The following is a 12,609-nucleotide window of genomic DNA, read 5'->3' as shown; positions in this document are numbered from 1 at the left end:
GGGAGGATGGGAGGGAGGGGGGGCAAAACGATGGGGGCAAAACGATGGGAAGGATCGGTGGGAGGGATCGGAGGGAAGGCAGAATGATGGGGGGCAGAATGATGGGGTGGGGAATGATGGAGTGCGGAATGATGGGGTGGGCAGAATGATGGATGACAGTGTGATCGGGGTATGGCCATGATTCTGCCCCGTATCATTCTGCCACTTTTCTTCCGCGACGTGTCGCCATCCGTGCCTTCATCGATTTCAGTTTCCGTTGCAACTCGCGGCGCAGCGCTTCCGCTGTCTCCGCAGACGATTGGGAAAGATCGTGTTGCTCACCGGGGTCGGATTTTAAATCGTAAAGCTCGACGCGATCGTCTTCGGCAAACCACAGCAGTTTGTATTGATCGCGGCGGAGTGCGGATTGGGGCCGAGTTTGACTGACACGAAAATCGTCGATTCCGATCGTCTGTTTCGCATCCTTGTACCCGCGTTCGGGATGGTAGTAAGGAAAGTGCCAGATCAGACTGCGATCGGCCCGCTGTGATTCCCCTTTGAGCACGCCCCGAATCGATGCACCGTCGACGTGGTCCGCCGTACCGCCGGCGACATCCACAAACGTCGGCAACAAGTCATAGCCGATCACCGGCACATCCGACTGAGTCCCCGCGTCGATGCTGCCCGGCCACCTGGCGATCATCGGCACGCGTATTCCACCCTCGTACAAGTTCCATTTCGAACCGCGCAAAGGGGCGTTGGAAACGTATTCGGGGTGGCCGCCGTTGTCCGACATGAATACGACCAACGTGTCGTCGGCTTGCCCCGAGGCGTCCAAGGCATCGAGCATTTGACCGACATGGTGATCGAGTGTCTGCAAGAACGCCGCGTAGGTGACGCGTCGGTCACGATTGGGGATGCCTTGCGGAATGACTCGATCGAAGCGGTCGACCAGCCACTTGCACGGTGTTTTGACGGGCGTGTGCACATAAAACGACGATGCCATGGCGAAAAATGGCCGCTCGCGTTTCTCGACCAGGTAGTCGCAGACTTGGTCGACCATCGAATCGGATGCGTACTCACCTTCTCGCTCGATGCTCGCCACGGGAGACCGCTTCCATGAATACGGGTGCGCACCAAAGTCCTCGACGGCAATTTCGAATCCCTGCGCCGCCGGACCGTGCGTCGGACTCCAGCCGAGATAACCGCCGTGATGCTGATTGAGATGCCATTTCCCGAAGAACGCAGTTTCGTATCCGAGTCCGCTCAAGTGCTCGGCGATGGTGGTTTCCTGCAACGGCAAATTCAAGGTCAACGGTGGCGCTTGCAGCAACGTCGCCCCTTCGATCTTCTGAAACCCCGGTTGGTCTTTCGTGACAAACTCGAATCCCAGCCGGGCCGTCGTTTTGCCCGTCATCAGACTCGCCCGCGACGCGCTGCAGATCGGCGCCGACGCATAGCCATGATTCAGCCGCATGCCTTGGGCGGCCAATCGATCGATGTTGGGTGTCTGGTGCCAGGGATGGCCATAGCACGCCAGGTCCGACCAAGCCAGATCGTCGGCCAGGATGAACAGAATGTTGGTCCGAGTTTCCGAGTCGCCAAAACAACGCGCCGATCCCGCCACCCACAGCATCAGAACCAGCAACACTTGCCCCGGCTTGTTCCATCGTCCTTGCATCATTGCACCGCTCTTCTACGTGAAACCAAGAAACCAAGCATCATCATCACCGCGGGACCGAAGACGATGACCAGGAATGGATGGAACGGGCTGGCAATGGACTTGAGCGTCGCCGGCCAATACGCCGTTTTGGAAAACGTCATCCAAGCGATCAAGACGACACCGACACCGAGGATGAAAATCGCGGGGCGTTCCCGCAGTCTCGGTGACGTGGTGCCCAGTAAGAACAGCCCGATGATCGCTGCGCCGAGCACGCCCGAGAGTGTCCACCAAATGTCCAAAACACTATTGGTCAACCGCACCAAAATCAACGCCACGATCGTCCCGAGCGTGCCCCAAACCAACGTCGCCGATCGCAACACGAGGACGCTGGCCTGGTCGCTGGAATCGGGCCGCCACAGCCGCTTGTAAAAGTCACTCATCACCAACGTTGCCGACGAATTGAGCCCCGTCGAGACCGTACTCATGGCCGCCGCGAACACGGCCGCGATCAGCAACCCCCGCGCACCGACCGGTAGATTCGCCGCAATGAAATGGGGAAAAACGCGATCGCCCAGGTCGGTTTGCGACAACCCGTCCGCCGTGGTTTGCAATTGGACCTGATAGTCGGCGGAATCCGGATCGACACCGGCCTGCATCAGCTTTTGACTCGCCACGATGTTTCGCACCGCGTCCATGTCGTCGGGATGATTCTGATAGTGGGCATACAACGCCGTTCCGATGAACAAGAACAAACCGCTGACGGGGACGTACAACAGCGCCCCCAACCAGATACTTTTGGCGGCTTCGCGATCGCTGCTGGAGGCGATGTAACGCTGGACGTAACTTTGATCGATACCGAAATTCTTCAGGTTTTCAAACAATCCGTACGCCAACACGATCCACAAAGTCGGTGTGGCCCACTCGGTCAACGACCGACTGCCCAACGAGAACTTGCCTTCCGACGCAGCGACTTCAAACACTTGCACCGGGCCTTCGGGCATGCCCATCAACAGGATCGCCAGCGCCAGCAACGCGCCACCCAACAGCACGAAGGCCTGGATCGCATCGGCCCAGATCACCGCCGTGATACCGCCGATGAAGGAATACGCCGTCACGATCACCCCGGTCACCAGAATCAGCGTGCGGATGTCCCAGCCGAACAGGATCGCCATCGGCAAGGCCATCAAGTACATCACGACGCCGATGCGGGCGACCTGGAACAACAGGTAAAACGAACTGGCGAACAGCCGGGCCCACAACCCGAACCGATGTTCTAACAACGAATACGCGCTGACTTCGCCGGACGCCCGGTACATCGGCAGAAAGTATCGCACCGCAATCCAGGCAGCCGGAGGCAGGGCGAGTGAAAACGCGAACGCATTCCAATTGTCCACAAACGCCTTGCCCGGCAAGGCGAGGTAGCTGATGCTGCTCAGATAGGTTGCGAAGATCGACATGCCGCACAGCCATCCCGGCAACGATCGCCCGCCCGCTGTGAAGTCGTCGGCCGACTTGTTGCGCCGCCAAAAGATCAAACCGATCGCCAGGATGCCGACGAAGTAGACGACCAGCACGAACCAGTCGATGCCCGTAAAAAATGTCGCTGCGATCATCACTGTCCTCTCGGCTCCCCCGCCATCGAATTCAAGATCGTTCGCAACTCCGAAAGATAACTCTGGTAGTCGCCGTCTTCGGCACGGTTGACCGATTCGGATGGATCCACGTCGTGATCGTATAACTCCACTGCGACCAGCTCGCCGCCGGCCGGTGATCCGTCTTCGCTGGACCGCCATTCGGTGTATCGAAATCGCGGCGTCCGAATGCTGTGCCCCATCGCTTTCATCGACTTGCCGTAGTAGGACGGACGGGGGTGCTGAGTCAGGGCGGCTTGTTTGACCTTAGACGCCTCGCCATCGATCAGCGGGCGAAGACTGACACCCTCCAGCCCACTCGGTGCATCGAGACCGCAAAGGTCGGTGATCGTCGGGTACAGATCCAGCAGTTCCACGATCGCATCGGTCTGATCCACTGCAACACCCTCCGGCGGCGCGATGATCAGGGGCACGCGGGCGTCGAGTTCAAAATTGGACGTCTTGCACCACAGCGTGTGATCGCCAAGCTGGAATCCGTGGTCGGACCAGAACACGACCAGTGTCCGCTCGGTCAATTCCAGCCGATCCAATTCACCGAGCAGCCGACCGACTTGCGCGTCCATGTAGCTGATCGCGGCAAGGTAACCGTGACGCAGCTCTTGTTCGTCGTCCGCGGTCAACGTCGCCGGCTTGCTCTTGCCCAACAGTTCCTGACTATTGTGCCAGGCGATACGCGGCGTCCCGTCCGGCCATTGTGGGCAATCCGGCCCCGTGATCTGGTCGCGATCGTACAGGTCCCAATACTTCTTGGGCGCGTTGAACGGCAAATGGGGCTTCCAAAATCCGACCGCCAAAAAGAACGGCTCTTGCGACGCCGCGCGTTCCCGCAGCGCATCGAGCGCAAGCGTTGTGATCCGCCCGTCAAAGTAAGCGTCGTCGGGCACGTCACGGCATTCGCAACGAATCGCATCGGCGTAATCGCGTGGAAGCTGCCCTTCCACTTGCGGAAGATCGCGTCGGTGCGAATCGAAATGCATCACCGCCGGCACGCTCCAGGAATCCGGATCGCCCTGAATCTCCGTCGCCCAGTTGTGGAAGATTTTGCCAATGTTTTGGGCGAAGTAGCCGTTCTGTTTGAAATGTTGTGGCAACGTCACGACGTCGGGAATCGCATCGCGAAAATGCTTCGTCAAATTGTACTGGGCCAGCGTGTTCGGCCGCCGACCGGTGAGCAAACTGCTGCGCGCGGGATTGCAAAGTGCCTGGGCGCAATAGGCCCGATCGAATCGAGTCCCCCGCGCGGCCAACCGATCCAAATTCGGCGTCTTGACCAACGGGTGACCGTAGCAACCCAAATCACAGCGCAAATCATCCGCCGCAATGAACAGCACATTGGGACGATCGTCTGCCGCAGCGAGTGGCGTGATCGCCAACGTCAACCATAAGATGAATATCGTTCGAATCATTGAGGCGGAATCGGTCTTGAGTCTTGAGTCTTGAGTACTGAGTACTGAGTACTGAGTACTGAGTACCTTATTTGAAATCTGAAATCCCCCCCCATCATTCTGCCCCCATCATTCTGCCCCCCATCATTCTGCCACCCATCGTCTTGCCCCCATCGTCTTGCCCCCATCGTCTTGCCCCCATCGTCTTGCCCCCATCGTCTTGCCCCCATCGTCTTGCCCCCATCGTCTTGCCCCCATCGTCTTGCCCCCATCGTCTTGCCCCCATCACTTCCCCTTTCCCAAGACCCCGATCTCTCTCAGCACTTCCGCGACTTGCTCGCGTTGCGGGGCGAGGAACCGGTTGAAGGGATCGGCGGGCAGGTCTTCGCAGATGCCGATCAGCGAGAGTGCGGATTTGGTCGCCTTGATGTGTCGCGAGGCATACTTGCCGATCTCGTAGATCTCTTGGAACTTCAAAATCGTTGCCAACACCGCATCGACTGCTTCGGTGTCACCGGCGACGAGTGCCTTGTAGCAATCGACAAAGACGCTGGGCATGACGTTGGCGCCTCCATTGACGCCGCCATCGCCTCCCAACGCCATCGCCTGGGGCAGCAGGGCTTCCGGACCGATCAAGACCTGCCAATCGGTGCGAATTGATTTCAACTGGCACAGTCGTTCGAAATACTCCAGGTCACCGCTGCTGTCTTTGACACCGATGATCGATGGGATTTCGGACAATTGCTTCAGCGTCTCGATCTCGAACCAGACCTTCGTCAAACCCGGCATGTTGTAGAGCATCAACGGCAAGGGGATTTTCGGCGTGATGCTCTGCACGTAGCGCGTCAGTTCGGTCTGTCCGGCCGGGAAATAGTAGGGCGTTGTCAGCACGGCAGCGTCCGCTCCGCACTCGGCGGCATACTCGGCCAGGTTCACGGTTTCGACGTAAGCGGTATCGGTCACCCCGACCAGCACCGGCACACGGCCGCCGACGATGCGCACCGATTCGGCGATCATCTCGCGTCGCAATCGGTAACTCAAACTCGGGGCCTCGCCGGTGGTCCCCAGGATAAACACCGCAGCGACGCCACCCTCGATCACGTGATCCAGCAGTCGCTGCAACCCGGCATGGTCCAACTCATCGCGGTCCGCCAACGGCGTGACCAACGGTGGTACGATCCCCTGGAGCGAAATAGGGCTGGAGGGTGGAACGCGTTGTCCACTCGCTTCATTGGTCACGGCACTTCCCATCGATTGGTTTCTCTGGATTCAATTTCTTGCAGCGTCAACTGAAGTCCCGATGCGATGTGACGCTGCATCGCATCGCGGGCGCGCTCGGGATCCTTGGATCGGATCCCATCAAGGATTGACGCATGATCGTCGCACGTCGCCTCCATGATCGCGGCATCATACGCGTGCCGATCGGCGGCGAAGACGCGGACCAAGGCGTTGGAACTTTCGCTGGACCGGACCATCGTTTGGTTGCCGGTCGCGTCGATGATCAACATATGGAACCCGAGGTCGGCTCGTTCAAAATCGGCCGTGTCACGTTTACCGGCTTGCCTGTTTTTTATCTTCGCGACCTTGCCGGCGATCGTCCGCATTCGCCCCAGCGCCCGCTCGATGGCGGCGATCTGTGCCTGACTGGCACGCTCGGCCGCCTTGGCCGCCGCATAGGGCTCGATGGCTTCACGCATCTCGTACAGCTCCACCAACTCGTCCGAACTGATCGTGCGAACGACGGCCCCGAGTTGCGGAACCAGCTCGACGAACCCTTCGTTGGCCAACAGCCCCATCGCCTCGCGGACCGGAGTGGCACTGATCCCCAGTTCCCGTCCGATCGGCCCGTAGCGAATCCGGCTGCCCGGCGCGAACTCACCGGCGATCAACCGCGAGCGGAGGTTCTGGTAGGCCAGCTGGGCGTGGGTGGAAGTCACGGCGACACTCAGGTTTGTAGAGGTCTATAGACTTTAGCAGCTGTGTCCCGTGATGCAAGGGGCGGACGTCGCCGCATGTCTCATCTTGGTAGCGGCAGGGCGCGCGCCCTCCGGTCTTTCACGGTGATCCTGAAACGCGACCGGACGGCTCGCGCCGTTCCGCTAACGCAGCTGATTGGTAGCGGCAAGGCGCGAGCCCTCCGGTCTGCCACAGTGTTTTTGAAGCGCAACCGGACGGCTCGCGCCGTTCCGCTAACGTCAAACAGGTGACACTCCGCCGGCCCCCAGACACAGACACAGAGCACTCGTACGGGCAACCAGAGATCCAAATACACTGAATGCCGCCTACTTCGACTCCATTTCTTCTCTTTCGGTGGAAAAGCGGAGCACGTGGCCGCTCGGACGGCGATGGCGACGTCGATGGCCAAGATTACGGTCGATTCGGCCTGAATTTCTTGAAGCGTTTGGACGATGTGACCCGCTAGCGGGCTGTGGATTGAAGTCCGCACGGGTTAGCAAGACGCCACGCGACGCCCCCCGCTGATGCATCGGAGATTCTCGAACCCTGTCCCCCTTTTCGTGACGCTCCGATGATGACGACTTTGTTCGTCATTGTTCCGTGGTAGATCAAGGGTCACTCGGCTCGGTTCGCCCCAGGAAGGCGTGCCGCGAGGGCGCGAGATGGCCAGGCGGCCATCGACAACGACGACTGCTTGCCAGGGTTACTGGTTCAGCTGCTCTTGGACCGTCTCGCGTGACGCACGGGTCCCCAACGCTCCCCACAATCCATACGGACTCTTCGCCCCCGGTACCGACTCACCGGTTCCACCGCTCCAGACATTCGTATGATGAACGTTGCCGGCCTCGATCGAATCGGTCAAGAAGATCACGGCGCCGTCTCCCATCAACACGTGGACGCCGCCCTGGTGGCGGCTGCTCGGCGGGGCGATCCCCATCGAGTTTTCGTCGCCGGTGCTCTCGCCACCCAGACAGAGATCTTTGTTGGGTGGCAGGATGGTGTTCATCGCCGTGTAAACCGTTCCTCCGGCGGCCCATCGAAACCCGCGCCCCTGGTTGCTGGCCGCCAACGTCGGCGCCGTGCCTCCGTCGCTTCCGTCGGACCAGAATCGCGGTCGATCGGGGCTGATGTATCCCTCGTGCTCGCAGTGATCCGGCTCGTCGCGAATCTCTTCGTCTTCCCCCCGGATTGCGGCGATCGTTCGCTTGTCGCGGTCACCCAGGTCGGTTGTGATTTCACCGGCAAAGATCGTGTTGGACAATCCGTCCAAGACGTCTCGGAATCGCATGCTTTTGCGCGCAACAAAGGCTCCACGGCACGACGCGTTGGCTTCAACGGCGACGGCGATCGGCGGCGAGGTGACCACATGGTTGACTTGGTACCAGGGCCCTTGGTCCATCAGCACCACGGAATCACCCACGCAAGCGGCGTAGTTGGTTCGCCCCATCGCCGGCAGCCCCGTCCCCGGATCGCTGGGGCAACGCAACGTCGGGATCTCAACCTGCCAGGGCGGATAACTGGCTTGCGACGTCCGCGGCCCCATCGCCGGCCAAGGCGGCGTGCGTCGGCCGTTCGAATTCTCGATGCCGGTGTTCGGATTCGAAATCTGCCCCCACAGCGCTTGCTGCTCCATGTAGGGCGTCAGTCCAACCCAAATCGAAAGGTCCATCCGGTTGTCGCTGTCCGTTGTTCCGTCCAAACCGTTGACCCAAGTTCCACCCTTGTAGGTCGGTAGTCGCTTGTAGGCGCCGTGATAATTGTGCAGCGCAATGCCCAGCTGCTTCAAGTTATTGCTGCAGCTCATGCGACGGGCCGCTTCCCGCGCCGCTTGAACGGCCGGCAACAACAGTCCGACCAGAATGCCAATGATGGCGATGACGACCAGTAATTCGACAAGCGTAAAGGCCCGTCGCGGGCGCGATGCATGTGCCCGAGTTGCGTGATGGATGATCATAGAATTGCTGAATGAAGAATGATTTGGAGAACGGTTGCATGTGCCCGGCGACCAAACGGGCGCGGCCGCCCTGCTCGATCACTCCGATCAAGCAACAGGGGACGCCACGGGGAAGACGTGTGAAAAGACAGGCTGGAAGCCTATCCCACGGGGGATGACAGGCTGGAAGCCTATCCCACTTGGAAAATCATTCAGCTGATCGGTGGGCCGCGAAGATGCGGCAAAGACGTCGAAATCGATTCAACCCAGGGCGAATCCGCCAACACCTGACGCTCCACCAGAACGTCGCCGGTGGAACGAATCGGATCCGAAACGACCTCTCCGGCCGCCCAGGCGAGCGATTGGCAAACGGCACAATCGTCGGAATCGTGGGAGTGCGGCGGAGACGGGACTTCGGGCTGGTGGGAGTGCGTCGAAACCACCCCCTCGTCGTGGACGTGATGATGCCCGCAATCATGGCACGACTGGCCACCGCCGGAGCTAGCCGGCGATGCCGCGACGGCGCGATGCCCCTCGCAAGTGGCAACATGAATCCACGCGGCAGATTGGCCCATCAGGACCAAGCCACAGAGCAGCACGGAAATCGTTTTGCCGACCAAGGAGTTCATTTGCGCACGTTTTGGGTGTTTGCTCCGCACATTCATTGCATCGCACCACTGCTACGATCCAAAGAGTGCGGTGGTTCGTCAAGCTGAATTCGCCAAATTCACCGAATCCGCACGACCGCCACCGCCCGAGAACGCCGCACATTTCCCCCTGCGAAGTCATCCGTTTTGTGCGATAATCCGTTCCCAGCCACCCCGCCCGCCTTCGTCCGATCTTCAATCTGAACCGGTTCCGGCCCAGAGTTGAAATCCCCCCCCGACCGTTCCTGCCATGAAGAATCCGTTCTCAATCGTCCCGGTCTTGCTGCTCGTCGGCATCGGCAATGCGTCTGCCGCCGAGATCGATTTCAATCGCGACATCCGGCCGATCCTTTCGGACAACTGTTTCCTGTGTCACGGCCCCTCCGAATCGACCCGCGAAGCCGATCTGCGATTGGACGACCGTCAGTCCGCGATCGATTCGGGGATGCTGGTTGCCGGCCAACCGGACGAAAGCGAAGTGATCGCGCGGGTGTTCGCCGAAGACGCCGACTTGCTGATGCCGCCGCCGGATTCGAACAAGCGGCTGACCGACGCGCAGCGCACACTGCTCAAACAATGGGTCGCCCAGGGAGCGACGTATCAAGAACACTGGGCCTTCGTTCCGCCGCAAAAAGCCCCGGGTGTCGACACGGCCAATCCGGTCGACCATTTCATCGGCAAACGGCTGCGTGAGCACGGGCTGACGTTCTCTCCGCCAGCCGACTTGCGAACGTTGATCCGCCGCGTGTCGCTGGATTTGACCGGAATGGCCCCGACGCCCGAGCAAGTCGAACAATTCCTGGCGAGCGCGGATTCGCTGGGAGTCGATTTGGCCTACGAAGCACTCGTGGATCGATTGTTGGCCTCGGCGGACTACGGCGAACGCATGACGCTGGCTTGGCTGGATGCGGCACGCTACGGCGACACCAGCGTGATGCACGCCGACGGTCCGCGCGACATGTGGCCGTGGCGTGATTGGGTGATCGACGCGTACAACGCCAACATGCCGTTCGACCAATTCACGATCGAGCAGATCGCCGGCGACCTGATTCCCGACGCAACGGTCGATCAAAAAGTCGCATCGGGTTTCAATCGGAATCATGCGACCAGTGACGAAGGCGGGGCGTTTGCCGAGGAGTTGCGCGTCGAGTACGTCGTCGATCGCGTCCAAACCACCTCCACCGTCTGGCTGGCTCTGACGATGGAGTGCGCACAGTGCCACGATCACAAATACGACCCGATCTCCCAAACCGAGTACTACCAGTTCTACGCGTACTTCAACAACACGGCCGACCCCGGCATGCAAACCCGCAAAGGGAATCAGTCGCCCGTCGTCGACGTCTATGACCAACGGCATCAAGCCCGGATGGCGGAATTGCAGGCGGAGATCGATTCGAAAAAGAAACAGCTGGAATCGCACCAGCGCCACGCCGATCCGCAATTCGTCGCTTGGGCAGAACAGGAAACCGCCAAGTACGCCAGCGACGCCCAGCCGACCGAGCAACTCTCCGGCATCGCCCATTGGTTTCCGCTCGATGAATCCGACGGTTCGCAGTTGAAGAACGAAACCACCGGCGCGGTCGCGGTGTTGGAGAAAGGAAAGTTTCAGACGAGCGATCGAGAGGGCAACAAGGCATTGAAGCTGAATGGGCAAACCCAGTTCGCCTGTTCGGAGAACCCGCCGCAGCTGGAATCGGATCAGCCGTTTACGATGGCCGCCTGGATCAAATTCGATGGCAAATCCGGAGGCGCCGTGTTCTCGCGGATGAATGTCGCGGACAACTATCGCGGCTATGACATGTGGATCCAAGGCAAAAACATCGGAACGCACATCATCCATTCCTGGAGTGACAATGCGGTCAAAGTCGTCTCCAAAGACTCACTGAAAACCGACACTTGGCAACACGTCGTGATCACCTATGACGGCACCCAGAAAGCCGCCGGGGTGAAGATCTACATCGACGGAAAACTGTCGGCCAATCAAGTCGAAGCCGACACGCTCGGCGGCACACTGCAAACCGATGTGCCCTTCAAAATCGGCAGTCGCAGCAACGGCGCCAATTGGAAGGGTGAAGTCGACGACATTCGGATCTATCCCTTTGCCTTGAGCGAATCCGAGGTGCCGCTGGCCAAGGGTGACGTGATCGGAGGCATTTTGGCGACGGCTGCCGACGATCGCAGCGAAGCCCAGTGGGCAGCCCTGCGAAACGTCTACTTCAGCCAAGACGCGGACTTCCAATCGCTCCGCAAGTCGCTCGCCGCGACGACCAAACAACACGCCGATCTGGCGGCGAAAAAGACGACGTCGATGATCATGGCGGACAACCCCGACGACAAAATGCGGATGACGTTCGTCCTCGATCGCGGGCAATACGATTCGCCCAAGAAGGATGCCCCGGTTTCGCCCGGCGTCCCGGCGGCCCTGCCACCGTTGGCCGAGGACGCTCCGCCGAATCGATTGGGGTTGGCCCGATGGCTGACCGCGCCCGATCATCCGCTGACCGCACGCGTGGCCGTCAACCGTTATTGGACGATGCTCTTTGGCAACGGACTGGTCCGCACGATCAGCGATTTTGGTGCCCAAGGCATGCCGCCGACCCATCCGCAACTGCTCGATTGGCTGGCCGTCGATTTCGTCCAATCGGGCTGGGACGTCAAACGGATGCTGCGACAACTGGTGCTTTCACGAACGTACCGCCAGAGTTCGCGTCGAGAGCCCGTGCATGCGGAACAGGACCCCGAAAACCTGTTGTTAGCCCACAGCCCGCGATTTCGATTGCAAGGCGAATTGATTCGTGACCAGGCGTTGGCGGTCAGCGGATTGCTGACCCGTCAGGTCGGTGGCCCCGGCGTGAAACCGTATCAACCGGTGAATATCTGGAACGAGGTCAGTCTGAACGGCGGTCTGCGTTACACCCAGGACAAGGGCGAGAAACTGTATCGCAAGTCGATGTACACGTATTGGAAACGTAGCGCGCCGATGCCCAACATGATGATCTTTGACGCGCCGTCGCGTGAGAAGTGTGTCGTCGCCCGGGCCCGGACCAACACACCGCTGCAAGCCCTGGTGACGCTCAACGATCCGCAATTCGTCGAAGCGGCCCGGGCGCTCGCCCAGCGTCTGATCGAGTCGGAATCCGATGATCGCAAGCGAATCGATTTGGCCTACCGCCTGACGACCGCACGACCGGCAAGCGAGCGTGAGACGTCCGTGTTGCTGAGCATCCTTGCCGACCAGCGCGAACGCTTTGCCGCGGCCCCTGAATCCGCCAACCAATTCTTGTCGGTCGGCGAGTTGCCGCGCGACGAATCGATCGATGCAATCCAACACGCCGCTTGGACCGTGATCGCACAAATGATCTTGAACCTAGACGAAACGTTGACCCGAGGCTAA

General features: G+C 60.0%; 8 protein-coding genes. 1 reads left to right on the top strand and 7 read right to left on the bottom strand.

Features of this window, described 5'->3' with window-relative positions:
* Window positions 1-193: 193 nt before the first annotated feature.
* The 7 genes from Enr13x_RS08455 to Enr13x_RS08425 form a co-directional block, all read right to left on the bottom strand.
* Window positions 194-1,663 carry a sulfatase gene (locus Enr13x_RS08455; RefSeq protein WP_231744164.1) on the bottom strand — a complete coding sequence of 490 codons (1,470 nt, stop codon included), beginning with the start codon at window positions 1,661-1,663 and terminating at the stop codon, window positions 194-196.
* Entirely contained in the window at window positions 1,660-3,255 is a 1,596-nt protein-coding gene (locus Enr13x_RS08450) for a sodium:solute symporter (protein WP_145385607.1), read from the bottom strand. Before Enr13x_RS08450 ends, Enr13x_RS08455 begins: the two co-directional genes overlap by 4 nt.
* The gene (locus Enr13x_RS08445; protein WP_145385606.1) at window positions 3,255-4,700 is read right to left on the bottom strand and encodes a sulfatase; all 1,446 of its coding nucleotides are present in this window, start codon (window positions 4,698-4,700) and stop codon (window positions 3,255-3,257) included. The genes Enr13x_RS08450 and Enr13x_RS08445 overlap by 1 nt, the downstream gene beginning before the upstream one ends.
* Before the next feature lie 264 nt (window positions 4,701-4,964).
* Window positions 4,965-5,930, bottom strand: coding sequence for a dihydrodipicolinate synthase family protein (locus Enr13x_RS08440; RefSeq protein ID WP_145385605.1), 966 nt, complete (start codon window positions 5,928-5,930; stop codon window positions 4,965-4,967).
* A complete protein-coding gene (locus tag Enr13x_RS08435) occupies window positions 5,915-6,616 on the bottom strand; it encodes a GntR family transcriptional regulator (protein ID WP_145385604.1) in 702 nt (233 codons plus the stop codon). The genes Enr13x_RS08440 and Enr13x_RS08435 overlap by 16 nt, the downstream gene beginning before the upstream one ends.
* Before the next feature lie 722 nt (window positions 6,617-7,338).
* Window positions 7,339-8,589, bottom strand: coding sequence for a DUF1559 domain-containing protein (locus Enr13x_RS08430; protein ID WP_145385603.1), 1,251 nt, complete (start codon window positions 8,587-8,589; stop codon window positions 7,339-7,341).
* A 191-nt stretch (window positions 8,590-8,780) separates the two neighbouring features.
* Complete coding sequence (locus tag Enr13x_RS08425; protein ID WP_145385602.1) at window positions 8,781-9,197, bottom strand: hypothetical protein; 417 nt, start codon at window positions 9,195-9,197, stop codon at window positions 8,781-8,783.
* A gap of 268 nt (window positions 9,198-9,465) precedes the next feature.
* Here Enr13x_RS08425 and Enr13x_RS08420 point away from each other — a divergent pair, with 268 nt between their 5' ends.
* Window positions 9,466-12,609 carry a DUF1553 domain-containing protein gene (locus tag Enr13x_RS08420; protein ID WP_145385601.1) on the top strand — a complete coding sequence of 1,048 codons (3,144 nt, stop codon included), beginning with the start codon at window positions 9,466-9,468 and terminating at the stop codon, window positions 12,607-12,609.

The sequence above is a fragment of the Stieleria neptunia genome (assembly GCF_007754155.1).
GTDB lineage: Bacteria > Planctomycetota > Planctomycetia > Pirellulales > Pirellulaceae > Stieleria > Stieleria neptunia.
Note: the sequence above shows the minus strand (reverse complement) of the source record. Positions and strands in the feature narration are given on the sequence as shown.